Raw genomic sequence first — 19,138 nt, 5'->3', positions numbered from 1 at the left:
GAGCTATAATGTTTAAAAATAAAACACAAAAGGAAATTGAGATTATAAAATAAAATTAAAGGTTAAATAAATTAATTTAGAATTAAAGTTTTGAAAAAAACGAATATGATAACATTAATTTCTTAAATTTATAATCCTTGCTTAACATTCGATTATGCAAGGTATTAGGACGATTGAGTCATCAATAAAAATAGACAACCAAAAATTTTAAATTATGGACATTAATTTTAATTACGTACACGTTACTGCAAGTGAAAGACTGGAAGCTCTGATTTCAAAAAAACTAGACAAACTTGAAAATAGATACGACTGGATTGTAAGAGGCGAAGTGTTTTTTAAAACTGAAAACACATCTAGTCCAGAAACAGGAATGATCTGTGAAGTAAAATTGAGTGCACCAGGTCAGAATGTATTTGCTTCATCTAATGAGAAAAGTTTTGAGGCTGCTATAACTAAAACGATAGATGATATCACAAGACAACTTCAAAAGAAGAAAGAAAAAATGTCTACTAGATAGTATCATATTTGTGATATAAAAAAAGCCAAGCAAATGCTTGGCTTTTTTTAGTCAGAATAATTTGAATTATTCTTTCATCTCGTTTATTTGCTTTTGCAGATCGTCGGCTTCTTCATCTTTTCCTAACTGGTAATAAATGTTGAGTCTGGTTTGCATAGCATCAATATTATCAGGATCTAATTCACTAGCTTTTTCGAGGTAAGGTAGTGCATCCTTATAGTACTGTTTTTTCTTTTCATTCAATTCCTGATATTTTTTATTATCAGCCTTAGAATTACCAAGCTTATTCATTTCCTCTACAATTTCTCTTTCTTCACTAAGAGTTAAAGCAGCTAAATTGATGTAAGCATTTACCATTTCAGGATTTAGTTCAGTTGCTTTTATATAAAAATCTTTTGCGGAATCTTTATCTCCAAGTTGCTCTGAAGCTACTCCCAAGTTGTAATAGAGCGAAGGATTTTCAGGATCCATCTTCACAACTTCCTGCATCACTTCATTGTATTTATCTACCTTACCAATTCTATAATATAAGTCAGCTTCAGCCTGCATAATGCTAATGTCGTCAGGATTTTCCTCTTTAGCTCTTTCTATAGCTTTCAATGCTTTTTCAGGTTCATCTTCCTGAATGTAAATCAAAGAAATATTTTTTGCTATCTCACCTGTAAGTCTTGGTGTCTCTTTTTTATCTGGATCAGTATACTCACCTGTTTTCACAGCAATATCTCTCATGTTTTCTGACTCAAAAATTTCTTCTTCTCCAGTTTCTTTACTAATAGCAACAAATTGTGTTGTTGATCCATCAAATCCTAGTTCCAGAAGCTTATTGTAATGCTCCAAAGCTTTATCATATAGTTTACCGTTAACAGCAGCTGATGCAGCATAATAAAGCATAACAGTATCATTTTTATCTAGCTTATAAGATTTGTACAATAATTTTGAAGCAGAATCAAAATCACCGTTATTTTGACCTTCAATAGCAGTTTGAACCATTGTTTGCTTAACCTGAGCTTGATAGGTCAAAGCATCTTCATTTCCACTATCCATTTCTAAAACCTGATTTAAAGATTCTAAAGCTGTGTTAATGTTTTTCATCATTTCTTCACCAGACTGACTAGAAGCCATATTTCCGTGAGTTTTAGCTTTTGCTAAATGATAACGAATCACCCATTTGTCTTTTTCATCAGCGATTTCTGACTTGGCTTTATTTAATTCAGATAGAGCTTCTTCGTAATCTTCACTATCCACAGCTCTTTCAGCGCTTCGAATCTCACCTCTCTGTGAAAATCCTAAGCTTGTTATACCTATTAAGGCTATTGCTAAAATTGACTTTTTCATGATATAATCTATTTAGTTTAAAGTTTATATTAATTATTAATTATTCGTTTCCTCGTGTGGGTCTAATGTATCAGAATTATCATCATCCTCATCTTCATTGAGAATTTTGGCTACAGCAGCAATTTCATCGTCTCCTTTTAAAGATATTAATCTAACACCTTGAGTGGATCTTCCCATAGTTCTGATATCTGAAACAGACATTCTTATCGCAACCCCAGATTTCTTGATAATCATTAAATCATCATCGTCATGAACCGTTTTGAGAGCAACAAGCTCGCCTGTTTTATCTGATATTGAAATCGTCTTAACACCTTTTCCTCCCCTGTTTGTAATTCTGTAAACAGGTTCTCCATCTTCATCATCAATAAAAGTTCGTTTACCATAGCCCTTTTCAGAAACTACTAAAACTGTTTCATCCTGCGGATTTTTTACACAAATCATGCCAATGACTTCATCCTTGTCTGATGCTAAAGTGACTCCCTTCACACCAGCTGCTCCACGTCCCATTGGTCGAATATGTTTTTCTTCAAATCTCAAGGCCTTACCACTTCTAAGACCTAACATAACTTGGTTTTCACCATCCGTTAAAACTGCAGAGAGCAATTCATCGCCATCTTTGATTGAGATAGCATTAATTCCATTGACTCTAGGTCTTGAGTATTGCTCAAGTACTGTTTTCTTAACCTGTCCTTTTTTGGTAACCATCAATACATAATGATTGTTGATGTACTCTTCATCTGAAAGGTTTTCAACCAATATAAAAGCATTGATTCTGTCATCTGGATCTAGATTCATTAAATTTTGAATCGCTCTACCTTTGCTGGTTTTACTTCCTTCCGGAATTTCAAAAACACGCATCCAGAAACATTTTCCTTTTTGAGTAAAAAATAAAATGTACTGATGATTGGTCCCTGAAAATATGTATTCTAAGAAATCTTCATCTCTGGTAGTTGAAGCTTTTTGGCCAACTCCTCCTCTATTTTGAGTTTTATATTCTTTTAATGGTGTTCTTTTAATGTACCCCGCATGAGAAATAGTGAGCACAACGCTTTCATTTGGAATCATATCTTCCATACTGAAATCTCCACCAATCATATTGATTTCGGAGCGACGCTCATCCCCGTATTTTTCTCTTATTTCTACAAGTTCATCTTTAATGATTTCCATTCTGCGAGGTTCATTTGATAATATGTCTTTAAGATCCTCGATAGTCTTCATCAACTCATCATACTCTGTTCTCAGCTTGTCTTGCTCAAGGCCTGTAAGCTGTCTCAGGCGCATTTCAACAATTGCTTTTGCCTGAATTTCTGAAAGTTTAAAACGCTCAATCAATTTTTCCCTGGCTTCCTCTGCATTCTGAGAGCCTCTTATTAAAGCAATTACTTCATCAATATTATCTGAGGCAATGATTAAACCTTCAAGAATGTGAGCTCGCTCTTCCGCTTTTCTAAGTAAGTATTTAGTCCTTCTTATAACCACCTCATGTCTATGCTCAACAAAATTGTAAATGATATCTTTCAGATTAAGCATTTGAGGTCTGCCCTTTACAAGAGCAATATTATTTACACTAAAGGTCGATTGGAGTGCAGTGTGCTTATATAAGGTATTTAATACAACATTTGGCAAGGCATCCTTTTTCAAAATGTAAACGATACGCATACCGTTTCTATCAGACTCATCCCTAATAAGAGAAATGCCTTCAATTTTTTTATCGTTGACCAGGTCAGCAGTTTTTTTGATCATATCTGCTTTATTCACCTGGTAAGGAATTTCAGTAACTACTATGCATTCTTTACCTTTTACTTCTTCCACTTCAGCTTTAGCACGCATGACAACTCTTCCGCGACCTGTCATAAAGGCATCTTTCACTCCTTCATAGCCGTATATGATACCCCCGGTTGGAAAATCTGGCGCCTTGATGTAGGTCATTAACTCTTCAATCTCAATATCTCTATTGTCGATGTAAGCACAGACACCATTCACGACTTCAGTTAAATTATGTGGAGGCATATTGGTAGCCATACCTACTGCAATACCACTAGCTCCATTGACCAAAAGGTTTGGGACACGTGTAGGAAGAACGGTTGGCTCTTCTAGAGTATCATCAAAATTAAGTTCAAAATCAACAGTTTCCTTATCAATATCAGCTAGCATTTCTTCGCTGATTTTTTGCATTCTGGCTTCTGTGTAACGCATAGCAGCAGGACTGTCTCCGTCTACAGAACCAAAATTACCTTGGCCATCCACAAGCTGGTATCGCATACTCCATTCCTGAGCCATTCTTACCATAGCGTCGTAAACAGATGTATCACCATGTGGGTGATATTTACCTAATACTTCTCCAACTATTCTTGCTGATTTCTTGTGAGATTTGTTAGAAAAGATTCCAAGTTCTTGTAAACCAAAAAGAACCCTTCTGTGTACGGGTTTCAAGCCATCTCTTACATCGGGAAGTGCTCTAGAAACAATAACAGACATCGAATAATCGATGTAGGCTGTTTTCATTTCATCTTCAATATTAATTGGTATTAGCTGTTCACCGTTCGCCATTTATTTCAATTTAAATTAATACGTTAGATAATTATTTTAGTAGTGTAAGCATAAGTTGCTAATTAGCAAATATACAAAACCTATCAAATCCTTAAAGACCCTTATTCTCTAATTACAACATTTTTTTGCAAGGCATATTTAATAAGATTTTCACTATTGAAATGGCATATATCAGCAATAAGGTATTATTTTTGAGTAATGTCTAATAAATATAAAGACTATGGATGATAATTTCTCACCGAAAGTAAAAGAAGTAATTGCATATAGTAAGGAAGAAGCTTTGCGATTGGGACACGATTTTATAGGGACTGAGCATCTAATGCTAGGTCTTCTTCGTGATGGTAGTGGTAAAGCTATTAATATTCTAGATGCAATGAACGTTGACCTAGAGCTGTTGAGAAGAAAAGTTGAAATCTTAAACCCTTCAGATCATACTAATACTGATATATCTCAAGAAAAAAAGAATCTTCATTTAACAAGACAAGCTGAAAGAGCGCTTAAAACTACTTTTCTTGAAGCAAAACTATTTCAAAGTTCTTCTATTAATACTGCACACCTTTTATTGTGCATTTTAAGAAATGAAAATGATCCAACAACTAAGCTTTTAAACAAGCTTAAGGTTGATTATGATAACGTCAAAGAAGAATTCAAAGCAATGATTACTCAGGATGGCGATTACATTGACACACCAACTGATGCATTTTCAGATGATACGTCAACTCCAGGAGATTCTGGAAGAGAGTCTTTAGGTGGCTCTGGAAATTCTAAAGGAAAAACGGCTAAAAAATCTAAAACACCTGTGTTAGATAATTTTGGTCGTGATCTTACTGAAATGGCTCAGGAAGGAAAACTGGATCCAGTAGTTGGTCGTGAAAAAGAAATTGAAAGAGTTTCACAGATTTTAAGTAGGAGAAAGAAAAACAATCCTCTTTTAATAGGAGAACCTGGTGTAGGTAAAAGTGCCATCGCAGAAGGACTCGCACTTAGAATTGTCCAGCGTAAAGTATCAAGAATACTCTATGATAAACGTCTGGTTACTCTTGATCTGGCTAGTTTGGTTGCCGGTACTAAATATAGAGGACAATTTGAGGAACGAATGAAAGCTGTAATGAATGAGCTTGAAAAGAATGATGATATTATTCTTTTTATTGATGAAATTCATACAATTGTTGGAGCTGGAGGTGCTACTGGTAGTTTGGATGCAAGTAATATGTTCAAGCCTGCTCTGGCAAGAGGAGAAATCCAATGTATTGGTGCTACTACTCTTGACGAGTACAGACAACATATTGAGAAAGATGGTGCACTTGAAAGAAGGTTTCAAAAAATAATTGTAGAGCCTACTTCCATTGATGAAACCATAGAAATTCTTCATAATATCAAAGATAAATATGAGGATCACCACAACGTGCTTTACACAGAAGAAGCGATTAAATCTTGTGTATCCTTAACAAACAGGTACATGACAGATAGATTTCTCCCAGATAAAGCTATTGATGCCTTAGATGAAGCTGGTAGTAGAGTTCATATTACCAACATAAATGTTCCAAAGCGTATCTTAGAACTTGAAAAAGAGTTGGAAGCTATTCGTGATGAAAAAAATTCTGTAGTCAAGAAACAGAAATATGAAGAAGCTGCAAAGTTAAGAGATGATGAAAAGAGAATAGAGAACGACTTACAACAAGCTCAGGAAGACTGGGAAAAAGATTCTAAGGAAAATAAAGAAACTGTTACAGAAGACCATATTGCTGATGTAGTGTCGATGATGACTGGTATTCCTGTAAAAAGAATTGCTAAAACAGAGGGTAATAAATTAGCTGAACTTCCTGAAACTATCAAAAATAAAGTGATTGGTCAAAGCGAAGCTGTAACCAAAATTGTAAAAGCAATTCAACGCAACAGAGCTGGTCTTAAAGACCCAAATAGACCTATTGGCTCATTTATCTTTTTAGGACAAACTGGTGTTGGTAAAACTCAATTAGCTAAAGTGTTAGCTAGAGAGCTATTTGATAACGATGAAGCTCTCATCAGACTTGATATGAGTGAATACATGGAAAAATTTGCTGTATCGAGATTAATTGGAGCACCTCCGGGTTACGTTGGTTACGAAGAAGGTGGACAATTAACAGAAAAGGTGAGAAGAAAACCTTATGCTGTCATTCTTCTTGATGAAGTAGAAAAAGCGCACCCAGATGTTTTTAATATGTTACTTCAAGTCCTAGATGACGGACATTTAACAGATAGTTTAGGACGTAAAGTTGATTTTAGGAATACTATTATCATCATGACTTCAAATGTAGGTGCCAGAAAACTAAAAGATTTTGGTACAGGTGTTGGCTTTGGTACTCAGTCCCAAAAACAACAGGAAGATGACAATACCAAAAAAGTTATTGAAGGTGCACTCAAAAAAGCATTTGCTCCAGAGTTTTTAAACAGAGTGGACGATGTAGTAATCTTTAATGCTCTAGAAAAAGATGATATCAAAAAGATTATCAATATTGAATTGGAAAGATTGTTTTCAAGAATTAAAGATGTTGGCTACAATTTTTCACTAAGTGAGTCTGCTAAGGACTTTATTGCAGATAAAGGTTTTGATAGACAATATGGAGCAAGGCCACTCAATAGAGCTATTCAAAAGTACATTGAAGACGCTTTAGCTGAAAAAATTATCAATTCATCTATTGTAGAAGGTGACACGTTATACATGGACTTTGATGAAGAAAAGAAAGAGCTAGTCATTGATGTTCAAAAGACTGTTGACAATGAATCATAATCTAATCAAAGACATAAAAAAACTCCTTCATGGGAGTTTTTTTATGTCTTTGGTATAATAACTCCATTCAAAACAAGCTTATGAAAATTACTAAATTGACTTGGATTTATGTTATTGCTGCACTCATAACTTTGTATGGAATTGTTACCCGACAGTTTATTTTTTTACTATTAAGTTTTCCACTAGGAATCTATTATTACACGAAAGATAATAATAAAGACAACGAGTAGTTAAAAATTGATTAAAGCAATTAGATTTTTATACTTATAGTGTAATTAGCTTTACATTTAGCATAAATACTAATAAATAATGAAAAAGAAAGATACATTATCAGAAACTATGAATGCATTGAGAGATCAAGGGTATGTTGATGATTTAAACCTTCTTGATGACCAAATAGAAAACAGAACAAAAAGTAAAAAATATCCCATAGAAGAATTTGAAGTTGATCATTATTTCAGATTTGAAGGAATGGCAAATCCAGCAGATAATTCTATTCTTTATGCCATTACAACGAAAGATGGACATAAAGGAATGCTGGTCGATGGCTACGGAAAGTCCGGAGGCCAGGTTTCAGAAAAAATGCTTAACAAATTACAGATAAAATAAATATGAGCTACTTAAATTTAGATAAATCCAAAACAAAGGATACGGTAAAAGAATTAAACGTTTTACTTGCAGATTATCATATGTATTATCAAAAATTGAGAAATTACCATTGGAATATAGTTGGACATAATTTCTTTGATCTACACGAACAATTTGAAGTCATGTACGATGATGCAAAATTAAAAGTAGATGAAATTGCAGAGCGTATACTTACGTTAAGATTTCAACCTGAAAGTAATTTATCAACTTATTTGAAATTATCGAATATTAAAGAATCTACTTCGGAGAAATCTGATGTAGAAATGGTAGAAGATCTTTTACATGATCACGGTTTGATTATCAAACAAATGAGAAATGTAGTAGATGTTGCTGACAAAAATGAAGATGAAGGTACTATAGATCTAATTGGTGCTTACATCAGAGAGCTTGAGAAAACAAGTTGGATGTTAGATGCATGGAATATGAAATTAACAGACAAGAGAAACGCCTAAAACGAAGTTTAACTAAATTCAAAAATTAATATTTATGAGTTATTTAAATTTAGATACAACCAAAACAAAAGATACTGTAAAAGAACTTAATGTTCTCCTTGCAGACTATCATCTATATTATCAAAAATTAAGAAATTTTCACTGGAACATTATTGGTCAGAATTTTTTTGACTTGCATGAGCAATTTGAAGATATGTATAACGATGCTAAGGTAAAAATCGATGAAATTGCCGAACGTATTCTGACGCTTAGATTTCAGCCTGAAAGTAATTTCACTGATTATCTAAAATTATCAAATCTTCAGGAAGCATCTTCGGATGTTGAAGACCATGAAATGGTAAGTGCTTTACTGAATGATCACGGTAAAATCATATCTCAAATGAGAAATGTGGTAGATGTTGCAGAAAAAAATGAAGATGAAGGTACAATTGATTTAATAGGAGCTTACATAAGAGAGCTCGAGAAAACTAGCTGGATGCTAGATGCATGGATTATGAAAATAGAAGAAAAACAACATTCATAATTTAAAAATGCAAGATTCTGAAATTGTACAAAAGACAGAAAAGTCTTGGTCTGAATTAACAAATAAAGTTTTAGGTTGGGTAGATTCGATAGTATTGAATCTACCCAATCTTATTTTAGCAATTATTGTACTTATCCTGTTTGTCATATTTGCAAAATATGCCAGTAGACTGGTAGATAAATTATTTAGGAAAAGTACTGCACAAGACTCTATAAGAACTGTTTCCGTAAAAGTATTTAAAGTTGTCATCATTGCGATAGGTATTTTTCTATCCTTGGGGATTTTAAATTTAAATACAGTTCTAACCTCCATACTTGGTGCGGCAGGTGTTGTGGGTCTGGCTGTAGGTTTTGCATTGCAGGGAACATTACATAATACTTTCGCAGGAGTAATTATTAGTTTTATACCCAAACTTCAAATTGGTGACTGGATTGAAACCAATGATTATAGTGGTTTTGTAGTAGACATTAATTTAAGAAGTGTTATCATACAAACCGTAGATTATAACTTGGTCGTCATTCCAAACTCCAAAATAGTAGACGCGCCTTTCAAGAATTTTAGCAGGACTCCAAGAGGGAGAATAATACTTGAATGTGGGGTTGGATATGAAAGTGATTTGCCTAAAGTTCAGGAAGTTACCGAAAATGCTGTTAAAGAAATATTTGAACAGCAACCTGGAGAAAGTATTCAATTTTATTATACTGAATTTGGTGACAGTTCAATTAATTACCAACTAAGATTTTGGGCAGATGTTGCAAATCAAGGGGATGTATACAAATCTCAGCATAAAGCGATTTTAGCGATAAAAGCTGCTTATAACAAAAATGATATTAATATTCCATTCCCAATTCGTACTCTGGATTTTGGCAAAAACAAATTCAGATCCGAAAAAATTGATATCAGGAATATTCAAGATTAAAAAAATAACCCCGAAGAATATCTTCGGGGTTATTTATATGCTTTTGTTTGATTATGTACACTTAAAATTAAATCATAACATGTGTTGATATAATTTCTCGTATTGACAAACTATCTTTTCAACATCAAATTTTTCTGCAATTTTCCTGGCTCCTTTTTTAAAATCATCTAAAGTTTTTTCATCAGATAGAATTTTTATTCCGTTGGAGGCCATACTTTCCACGTCTCCTATTTCACTTAAGTAGCCAGATACACCATGAATATTAACTTCTGGCAAACCACCAGCATTTGATGATATTATTGGAACCCTGTGGGCCATTGCTTCTAAAGCGGCAAGACCAAAACTTTCCTTTTCTGAGGGTAGTAGAAACAAATCTGAATAGCAAAGTATTCTTTCTACTTCATTGCTTTTCCCTAAAAAAATCACCCTATCTTTAATTTTTAGATTTTTAGCAAGTTCTGCAGCTTTCTCTCTATCTGGACCATCACCTACGATAATCAGTCTGGATTTAACTTTGGATTGAATTCTATAAAATATTTCAATAACATCTGTAAGTCTTTTTACTTCTCTAAGATTACTTACATGGGTAATTACTTTTTCATCTTCAAAAGCAACCATATGCCGTTTACAATCTTCAAAAGTCTCATTCAAATTAGAAATATCGATAAAATTTGGAACAACTTCTATTTTCTTTTTAATATCAAAAATTTCAATAGTATCTTTTTTAAGACTTTCTGAAACTGAAGTAACTACGTCACTTTTATTAATACTGAAATTTACAGCAGGTTTGTAGAATGAGTGACTCCCTACTAAAGTAATATCAGTCCCATGAAGGGTTGTCATCATAGGAAGTTTTATACCCTCTTCCAGAAGCATCTGTTGAGCCATAAAACCTGCATATGCATGTGGGATGGCATAATGCACATGCAGAATATCTATATCATGCTTTTGAACCACTCTTAACAGTTTGCTAGATAGAGCTAATTCATAGGGCTGATAATGAAAAAGAGGATAGTCTGGAACCAAAACTTCGTGATAATGAATGGACTTGCTTAAATACTCCAGTCTAACAGGCTGCTTATAGGTGACAAAATGTATTTCATGACCGCGTCTTGATAAGGCAATTCCGAGTTCTGTTGCTACTACTCCACTCCCTCCAAAGGTGGGATAACACACTATGGCTATTTTCATATGCTTTAATATAGATTTCAAAAGTAGAAGATTAAGACCTATCTGTCTCTTAAACTCATCTCAATTTAATCTTCCTTTATCAAACTTTCGTAAATAATCAGTTGAATTTTAGTTCTAATATCTTGTTTGATTAGTTTGTCGTTGGATACATTCGGATGAATCCTATTGGATAAAAACACGTAAATTATTTCTTCTTCTGGGTCGGCCCAGGTATAAGTCCCTGTAAAACCAGAGTGCCCAAAACTTGACATAGATACACATCCACAAGTAGGGCCAATATCTTCAAGCTGGGGTTTGTCAAAACCAACTCCTCGTCTTACCTCTTGTTCACAGTAATAACAGGTATTGAATTTTGACATTGTCTCTGGAGAAAAATAATTTTTTCCTGCAAAATTTCCATTGTTTAAATAAAGCTGCATAAAAGAAGCTACATCACGAGCATTGCCGAATAAACCAGCATGTCCTGCTACTCCACCTAGCATTGCTGCTCCTTGGTCATGAACAGTCCCGTGAACCAACTCATTTCGCCATTCAACATCAAATTCTGTAGGAACGATTTTATTTTTATCATAATGATTGAGTGGGAAGAATTTTAGATTGTTTAATCCCATAGGTTTATAAAAATAATTTTGAGCGATAGTATCTAGTGAAGTTTGGGCCTGCTCTTCAATATATTCTTTAAGAAAGTAATACGGTAAATCAGAATATTTATATTCTAAGGTATCTCTCAAATCACTTTCAATAATACTTTTATAAATCGAGTCTGTATAATCAGTCCTTAGGTACATATTATTGGCTACTTTGATGCTAAATTCTTTTGAAGATTCTGTAGCATAATAATCTGTTTTATTCTCTAGAGTTTCTTTATAAAATGGAATCCATGACTTAAGCCTTGCATAGTGAGAAAGCATTTCTAAGACACTAATATTAGCTTTATTTGAAGCGGCAAGTTCTGGCAGAAGTTCGTGTAACTTAGAATCGAGAGTCATTTTTTTTGCTTCTTCCAGAGTCATGAGTATTGGAAGTGTAGTCAATATTTTTGTAAGCGAAGCAAGATCATAAACGTGGTCACTTTCTACTTTTATATCTTTATCGTAAGTATGGTAACCAAAATTTTTATCATAAATAACCTTTCCCTTTCTAGCTATCAAAATTTGCATGCCTGGAGTCATTTCTTCTTCTAATGCATAGTTGGCAATCGAGTCAATTTTTCTTTCTAGGCTTGCATCAAATCCAAGATTTTGATAAAAATCGGTTGCAAGTCTTCCGTTAGATTTTAGTTTATAACCCGTGCCAATCGGAAATGCTGATGTAATACTAACAGGAAGTTTACCATTAATGTTTAAAGCTCCAAAAACTTGCTGTGCAGCCACGGACTGAGCTATGTCACTATTTTGATAAGCTTGAAGTATCGCATCAATATTGATAGTACTCTGCAAATCCAACAAACTATAAGGCCTTGAAAAATTCACTAAAGTTACTTTGTTATGTTGCGATATTTTTTCAATCAACTTAATTTCAAAAGGAGTAAACTTATAATTGGTCCAGGGATTTGCATTAGATTTATGATAACCGATGATAATATGATCGTAGTTTAGCTTACCATCCGTTTCCAAAATAGGATCATCATGCCCTATTTTTTGAACTGGTGCGTAACTCTTTAAAGTTTCAAAAAACTGTTCTCCAGATGCTTCTCCAAGTTTCAGATAAGCTATTTTCTGGTGTTCAACATCATTGACTGGTAATAGACCTAAATCATTTTTTAATAAGGTAATTCCATTTTCAATGGCAGACTGGTAGATGGCATCATTTTCTTCTGAATTTAATTCTTTAGTCAAGTTGGAAGTCTCAATAGGATTAAATTCATTTAGACCTACTTTATATTTAGCATACAGAATTTTTTTAACTGAAGAAGCCAATCGTTTTTCAGTTATTTCACCACTTTCGATAGCTTTTTTTATCAGTTGTATTGCTTTGGGAACACTTTCTGAAATCAAAAGAATATCACTTCCCGCCTTAAAGGCTCTTAAATCAACTTCACCTGGCGTATTATTGTCCGAAGCTCCTTTCATGTTTAAAGCATCTGTAATCACTAAGCCTTTAAAGTTTAATTCATCTTTGAGTAATTTTGAAACAATCTTTGGCGATAAAGAAGAAGGAAAATTAGGCCTGTTTTCCAAACTTGGCACGTTAAGATGAGCCACCATAATACTGCTCACTCCTTCTTGAATTAAAACCCTGAAAGGTTCAAGTTCAATTTCTCTAATGCGTTCTTCAGAAAAATTAATTGTAGGCAGGGTTTTATGAGAATCCTGCTCTGTGTCTCCATGCCCAGGAAAATGCTTGGCACTTGTCAGGATTCCAGCTTCATGCATTCCTTTCATAAGAGCAACTGAATGAGAAATTACAATTTCCTTACTTTCTCCAAAAGATCGATTACCTATAATTGGGTTGTTTGGATTTGTGTTGATGTCTGCTACCGGTGCAAAATTGATGTGCACACCCAATCTTCTGTTGTGCTTACCAATTTGTCGACCAACCTTTCTTACTATCGCTGTATCTTGAATTGCTCCTAAGGTCATATTCCACGGAAAAGCATAAGTGGAATCCAATCTCATAGAAAGTCCCCACTCCGCATCCATACCTATAAGTAAAGGAATTTTATTTTCCTTTTGTATTTTATTGGTGAATTTTGCCTGCTTATAAGGACTACCTTTAGAAAAGATGACTCCACCTATGTGATTCGATTTAATAAACTTCTCTAGTTTTTCAAGCTCTGCATCAGACTTATTTGTAAACACATCGATCATAAATAACTGACCAATTTTTTCTTCGAGACTCAAGCTTGAGTATATGGAATCTACCCATTCACTTTGTGACTTGACATCATCAGCAAAAAGACTGTTTTGTGATAAAACACAATTGAATGAAAAAAAAGCCATCAAAAAGACGACTTTTAAAAAACGTTTATAAACCATATATTTTATAATAATCGGCTATGCCAGCTTTCAGTCATTGGTACTTCCCAAAACTCTTTATATTCTTCTTTCGTATTTACAAGATTGTTGAACACAATAGTTTGAGGAGAAACTGCTTTCTGTTTAACCATTTTTTTAAAGTCTAACAATGGCTTATAAGCTACAAATTCACCATTTTTAAAACTTACATTCATCTTATCTAACAAATCTACATTGTACTCTTTTTCCAAACTTTGTATGAAATGGACAGAAGCGTCTATAGAACATCCACTCGCATTGGCCTGGGATTCATCAAGACCCAAAATGATGAAACGGTTATATCGTATCTCAAACCCAGCTTTTAAAGATTGACCATGAACAGTCCAACCTTCTAAGAAGTTTTCTATTTTGGGTTTTATTTCTTTCAGTTCATCTTCGCTAAACCCTCTGTTGGCTTGAAAAATCCATACCCGAGAGGAATCTGGCAACTCTTTAAAATCTACTACCATATTATTTATAAATCTTCAGCATTTGCTATCATTTCTACAACATCTAATACTTCTATTTCGTCCTGCTTTTCTTTATTTTTAACTCCATCTGTCATCATGGTATTACAAAATGGGCAACCGGCAGCAATTACTTCGGGCTTAACATCAACGGCCTGTTCGGTTCTGTGAATATTTACTTCTTTATCGCCTTTTTCTGCATCTTTAAACATTTGGGCTCCACCTGCTCCACAACAAAGACCTTTGGACTTGCAGGATTTCATTTCAACAAGTTCAACTTCAAGTTTGCGAAGAAGATCTCTTGGTGCCTCATATTCACCATTTGCTCTTCCCAAATAGCAAGGGTCGTGATAAGTAATTCTTTTTCCTTTAAATTTTCCTCCCTCAACTTTGAGTCTGCCTTCGTTCAACAGTTGCTTCAAAAATTGGGTATGGTGAATGACTTCATAGTCTCCTCCCAAAGCAGGATATTCATTTTTAATCGTATTGAAACAATGTGGACAAGCAGTAACTATTTTTTTAACTTCATAAGCATTCATCACCTCAATATTAGTCATGGCTTGCATTTGAAACAAAAATTCATTTCCAGCTCTTTTGGCAGGATCTCCCGTGCAGCCTTCTTCGGTACCAAGCACCGCGAAGTCAACATTGGTATTGTTTAAAATTTTTACAAATGCCTTAGTGATTTTCTTTGCTCTATCATCAAAACTACCAGCACAACCAACCCAAAATAAAACTTCAGGTTGTTTTCCTTCTGCTAAATAAGACGCCATCGTTGGCACTTTTAAACTATCACTCATTATCTGTTTTTTAATCTTTAAATACTTGAATTATCTCTTTTTTATCTACTAAATCTGTAAAGTTACCTTTATATCTTGTTGCTTTCACAATGTGGTTATCTATCCAATGATAATTGCCACCTCTTGGTTTACCCATAAGCAAACTATGAAACTTGAAACCATGTTTATTTAGCCAGTCCTCTGTGATCTTCCTGTGTTCCTCTACTCTGGAAGTAAAAAAACAGATTTGATGCCCGTCTTTATACCATTTATTTATGGTTTCCAGAGCATCTGGAAATGGCTCACAGGTTGCCATTCTTTCTGGTTCTTCATTGGGCACATCATCAGTAATTGTACCATCGATATCTATGAGGTAGTTTTTCACTCCTTCTGGCAAGCTAGGACTTACTGTTTGACCTTTTGAATCTTTTTGTGACATATTATGCTTCTTCTTTTGCCCAATCCAATCTATCCTGTTGGTTGTATGGCCATGGTGCAGAATTATTCTCAATATTGGACATAGCGTTATTTAGTTCTGCTGGAGCTGCACTTTGTTCCATCACCAGGTATTGTCTCATGTCCATAATAATGGATAAAGGATCAATTCCTACAGGACAAGCATCTACACATGCATTGCAAGTAGTACAAGCCCACAACTCTTCTCTTGTGATATAATCATCCAAAAGCTGCTTATCTGTTGATACCTCTTCTCCTTTATCTATTTGTTTTCCTACTTCTTCTAGCCTATCTCTGGTATCCATCATAATCTTTCTTGGAGACAATTTTTTACCAGTTTGGTTGGCAGGACATTCTGAGGTACAACGACCACATTCAGTACAGGTGTATGCGCTTAGTAACTGAAACCAATTTAAATCCTGCACATCACTAGCCCCGAATTTTTCAGGAATATCTTCTTCATCTCCACCTTCAGGCTCTGCAAAGGGATCAGCATTAGGATCCATCATAAGTTTAACCTCATTAGTCACGGCTTCGAGATTTTTGAATTTACCTAGTTGATCCAAATTTGAAAAGTAAACGTTTGGAAAAGCCAATAGAATATGAAGATGTTTAGAGTAGTATAAATAATTTAAAAATATTAGAATCCCCACTATATGCAACCACCAACATGCTCTTTCTATCACGATGAGTGTACCCACACTCATTCCATCAAAAATTGGAAGTAAAAATTGACTTATAGGAAATGAGCCTACAATTCCAGCATCACTAGCATAATGTGAGGCTCCGAGAAGTTGTAATTGATAATCTGTCGCATTCATAGTTAAAAATAAGACCATCAATACTACTTCAAAATATAGAATATTATTTGCATCGTTTTTAGGCCAACCTTTTAACTCACGTGCCAGAAACCTTCTGATGTTCATCATATTTCTTCTTATCCAGAATACAATAACACTCACAAGTACAAGAAAAGCTAATACTTCAAAACTAGCAATCAACACATCATAAACAGGTCCCAGAAAACCAAAAATTCTGTGAGTTCCTGCGACACCATCAATAATGATTTCAAGTACTTCAATATTTATGATGACAAAACCAACGTACACAATGATATGAAGTATACCAGCTATAGGCCTTGCTACCATTTTAGACTGCCCAAGGGCAACTCTCATCATTTTTTTGAAACGCTTATCCTTTTGATCAGTTCGATCTACATCTCTACCAAGGTTAATGTTGCGTTTTAGTGAGGATACATTTTTCGCAAAAAATATAATTGCTCCTATTAAAACTAAAGTAAATAATACTTGCGGCAAAAATTCTAACATCATATTTATTCTTCAGGGTTTTCGTACTCTTTATTTTTCTTTCCAAACACAGAGAAATGCACGTATCGTTTAGGGTTTAACTTTATATCTCTCATGAGTTCTTCCATTTCTTTAGTGGCATTTTCCATGTTTTGATACATCTGCTCGTCATTAAGTAATTTACCTAAACTACCCTGTCCGTCATTCAATTTATTTGAAATTTCGTTAAGGTTTAACAGTGTTTCATCTGCGCTTTGTACAATTCTATTGAATTCAATTTTTGATAGAGAATCGGATAAAACTGACAAGCTATTGGATGTTTCGCTAAACTTATCAATAGATGTATTGATTTGCTCAGTATTGTTATCTAATATATTTTCAATTTTGGAAGAAGATGAATTCAAGGAAGCAAGGGTTCCATTCAAATTTTCTATAGAACCTCTCAAATTATTTCGGGTGTCTTTATCCAAAATATAATTGATGGATTTCAATAGTGTATCTACTTCTACCACAGCTCCAGATATTTTATCTTTAAGCGGGGTCAATTTTTCATTTACCAATTCGATAAGACCTTCTTCAACTGAAGACTGAAGGGTATCTCCAGATTTTGCAAGTTGTTCATAATCTTCATCAAGTTCAATTTGCATCGATTTACCTCCTATCAACCCACCTCCATAAATTTGAGCGACACTTTTTTTAGAAAATTGAAAGTCATTATTGACATTCAAAGTAACTAAAAGTTGCCCGGAATTGATAAAATCTATACTGGTTACAGTACCAACCTGAAATCCATTAATGGTAACCGGAGCAGATGGGCTTAAACCTTCTACATTATCGTAAACCGCGTAAAAAACACGAGATGAGTTAAATAAATTATTTCCCTTCAAGAAATTATAACCAAATATGAGTAAGGCGACGGCTACTATAGCGAGTATACCTACTTTAAATTCTTTTTTCAAAAGATTTTGTTTTGTTTCAAATGTAGTAAACTTTAATGAAAACTAGTCGTTGTCTCTTGTATTGAGAGCCTCTTTTATTGAAATTTTTTCTCCCGAAGAATTAAATGCAACAATAAAAGCAGATGTATAGCCTTCTGCCTTAGCTTTATCTCTCAAAGTTTGTGCATTTAAATAATTACTAGTCTCTCCAAATAAATATTTAAATAAATCATTCTCCTGATAACGAGTTATCGGAGATAATTTTTTAAAATTTTGTGGACTCGGCTCAATTTTTCTAGAACTGGCTGCTAGTTGTATTTTGAAAGTGACTGAAGAAAAGTCTTCTAAAACATCACTTGAACTTACCCTATATTCGCTTAGCTCAGATTCAAGAGCCTTTACGTTAATGATGTTTTTATAATTATTAATACCATCGACAATAGCCTCTGATAATTGATTTTGACCTTTTTTGGAATTTAAAAAAGCACCTTCATTTTTATTGGTAAGAAATCCTGTTTCAATAAGTACACTTGGCATGTAAGTTTCTCTTAATACAAGAAAACCAGCTTGCTTAACTCCCCTATTTTTTAAATTTAAAGTACTTTGAAATTGTTTCTGAACAAAGTCAGCTAGTAGCACACTTTGGTCTAAAAATTCTTCCTGCATAATTGTAAATCCAATATAAGACTCCGGTGACTCAGGGTCAAAACCATCATACTTGACTTCATAATCTTCCTCAAACTTAATTACTGAGTTTTCTTTCATTGCTATTTCCAGATTGTCCTTGTTTCTATGAAGCCCTAAAACAAAGGTTTCAGTTCCAGAAGGCGCACTATTCGCAACTCCATTACAGTGAATTGACACAAATAAATCAGCATTAGCTTTATTAGCGATATCTGCTCGTTTATCCAACGGAATAAAAACATCTGTTTTTCTTGTATAAATGACATGCAAATCTTCATATTTCTCGAGCTGTTCACCTACTTTCAATACTATATTCAAGGCAATATCCTTTTCAAGATAATTATTGCCCATATTTCCAGCATCCTTACCACCATGTCCGGCATCCAAAACCACGACAAATTTACCGGAGTTATTTTGAGAGAAGCCAAAATTAATGCAGAAGCTTAAAATAAAAATAAGTAATAATAATCGTAGACTGGAGTTTGGTCTAAACATAGATTTTACAATTGTAGATGTTATTCGAAACTTTTTTAGGAAGCATAAAAATAAAATGTAATTTTGGAACTTCTAAATATTGGCCTCTTTTACAAAAATAGTACTAAAAGC

Annotated in this window: 16 protein-coding genes; 6 read left to right on the top strand and 10 right to left on the bottom strand. The window is 34.0% G+C overall.

The window, feature by feature from the left end:
- Positions 1 to 214: 214 nt before the first annotated feature.
- Positions 215 to 517, top strand: a complete 303-nt coding sequence (hpf, locus tag LB454_RS00135; RefSeq protein ID WP_224462282.1) for a ribosome hibernation-promoting factor, HPF/YfiA family — start codon at positions 215 to 217, stop codon at positions 515 to 517.
- A 66-nt stretch (positions 518 to 583) separates the two neighbouring features.
- Here the strand turns inward: hpf and LB454_RS00130 are convergent, their stop codons facing one another.
- Positions 584 to 1,852, bottom strand: a complete 1,269-nt coding sequence (locus LB454_RS00130; protein WP_224462281.1) for a tetratricopeptide repeat protein — start codon at positions 1,850 to 1,852, stop codon at positions 584 to 586.
- A gap of 36 nt (positions 1,853 to 1,888) precedes the next feature.
- Positions 1,889 to 4,402: a DNA gyrase subunit A gene (gyrA, locus tag LB454_RS00125; protein ID WP_224462280.1), complete on the bottom strand. Its 2,514-nt coding sequence runs from the start codon at positions 4,400 to 4,402 to the stop codon at positions 1,889 to 1,891.
- 220 nt (positions 4,403 to 4,622) lie between these two features.
- Between gyrA and LB454_RS00120 the strand changes: the two genes are divergently transcribed.
- From LB454_RS00120 to LB454_RS00100, 5 genes are all read left to right on the top strand, one after another.
- On the top strand, positions 4,623 to 7,172 hold the full coding sequence (locus tag LB454_RS00120) for an ATP-dependent Clp protease ATP-binding subunit (RefSeq protein WP_224462279.1): 2,550 nt from the start codon (positions 4,623 to 4,625) through the stop codon (positions 7,170 to 7,172).
- 309 nt (positions 7,173 to 7,481) lie between these two features.
- Positions 7,482 to 7,781 carry a phosphoribosylpyrophosphate synthetase gene (locus LB454_RS00115; RefSeq protein WP_224462278.1) on the top strand — a complete coding sequence of 100 codons (300 nt, stop codon included), beginning with the start codon at positions 7,482 to 7,484 and terminating at the stop codon, positions 7,779 to 7,781.
- 2 nt (positions 7,782 to 7,783) lie between these two features.
- Positions 7,784 to 8,272 carry a Dps family protein gene (locus LB454_RS00110; RefSeq protein ID WP_224462277.1) on the top strand — a complete coding sequence of 163 codons (489 nt, stop codon included), beginning with the start codon at positions 7,784 to 7,786 and terminating at the stop codon, positions 8,270 to 8,272.
- Positions 8,273 to 8,306: 34 nt separating this feature from the next.
- Positions 8,307 to 8,795: a Dps family protein gene (locus LB454_RS00105; RefSeq protein ID WP_224462276.1), complete on the top strand. Its 489-nt coding sequence runs from the start codon at positions 8,307 to 8,309 to the stop codon at positions 8,793 to 8,795.
- A 7-nt stretch (positions 8,796 to 8,802) separates the two neighbouring features.
- Positions 8,803 to 9,714, top strand: coding sequence for a mechanosensitive ion channel family protein (locus LB454_RS00100; protein ID WP_224462275.1), 912 nt, complete (start codon positions 8,803 to 8,805; stop codon positions 9,712 to 9,714).
- A 72-nt stretch (positions 9,715 to 9,786) separates the two neighbouring features.
- Here the strand turns inward: LB454_RS00100 and bshA are convergent, their stop codons facing one another.
- The 8 genes from bshA to LB454_RS00060 form a co-directional block, all read right to left on the bottom strand.
- A complete protein-coding gene (gene bshA, locus LB454_RS00095; protein WP_224462274.1) occupies positions 9,787 to 10,905 on the bottom strand; it encodes an N-acetyl-alpha-D-glucosaminyl L-malate synthase BshA in 1,119 nt (372 codons plus the stop codon).
- 65 nt (positions 10,906 to 10,970) lie between these two features.
- Positions 10,971 to 13,847 carry a glycoside hydrolase family 3 N-terminal domain-containing protein gene (locus LB454_RS00090; protein WP_224462273.1) on the bottom strand — a complete coding sequence of 959 codons (2,877 nt, stop codon included), beginning with the start codon at positions 13,845 to 13,847 and terminating at the stop codon, positions 10,971 to 10,973.
- A 41-nt stretch (positions 13,848 to 13,888) separates the two neighbouring features.
- Positions 13,889 to 14,371 carry an ABC transporter ATPase gene (locus LB454_RS00085; protein ID WP_224462272.1) on the bottom strand — a complete coding sequence of 161 codons (483 nt, stop codon included), beginning with the start codon at positions 14,369 to 14,371 and terminating at the stop codon, positions 13,889 to 13,891.
- 5 nt (positions 14,372 to 14,376) lie between these two features.
- Positions 14,377 to 15,168 (bottom strand): (Fe-S)-binding protein, encoded by a 792-nt coding sequence (locus LB454_RS00080; protein ID WP_224462271.1) that lies wholly within the window; start codon positions 15,166 to 15,168, stop codon positions 14,377 to 14,379.
- Positions 15,169 to 15,178: 10 nt separating this feature from the next.
- Positions 15,179 to 15,586, bottom strand: a complete 408-nt coding sequence (locus tag LB454_RS00075) for an LNS2 domain-containing protein (protein WP_224462270.1) — start codon at positions 15,584 to 15,586, stop codon at positions 15,179 to 15,181.
- 1 nt (position 15,587) lies between these two features.
- Positions 15,588 to 16,931, bottom strand: a complete 1,344-nt coding sequence (locus LB454_RS00070) for a (Fe-S)-binding protein (protein WP_224463847.1) — start codon at positions 16,929 to 16,931, stop codon at positions 15,588 to 15,590.
- Positions 16,932 to 16,936: 5 nt separating this feature from the next.
- Positions 16,937 to 17,869: an MlaD family protein gene (locus LB454_RS00065; RefSeq protein WP_224462269.1), complete on the bottom strand. Its 933-nt coding sequence runs from the start codon at positions 17,867 to 17,869 to the stop codon at positions 16,937 to 16,939.
- A 42-nt stretch (positions 17,870 to 17,911) separates the two neighbouring features.
- The gene (locus LB454_RS00060; protein WP_224462268.1) at positions 17,912 to 19,027 is read right to left on the bottom strand and encodes an N-acetylmuramoyl-L-alanine amidase family protein; all 1,116 of its coding nucleotides are present in this window, start codon (positions 19,025 to 19,027) and stop codon (positions 17,912 to 17,914) included.
- Positions 19,028 to 19,138 lie beyond the last annotated feature (111 nt).

The sequence above is a fragment of the Psychroflexus montanilacus genome, assembly GCF_020164535.1.
Lineage (GTDB): Bacteria > Bacteroidota > Bacteroidia > Flavobacteriales > Flavobacteriaceae > Psychroflexus > Psychroflexus montanilacus.
The sequence above is the reverse complement of the archived record's forward strand: the minus strand, read 5'-3'. Positions and strand labels throughout refer to the sequence as shown.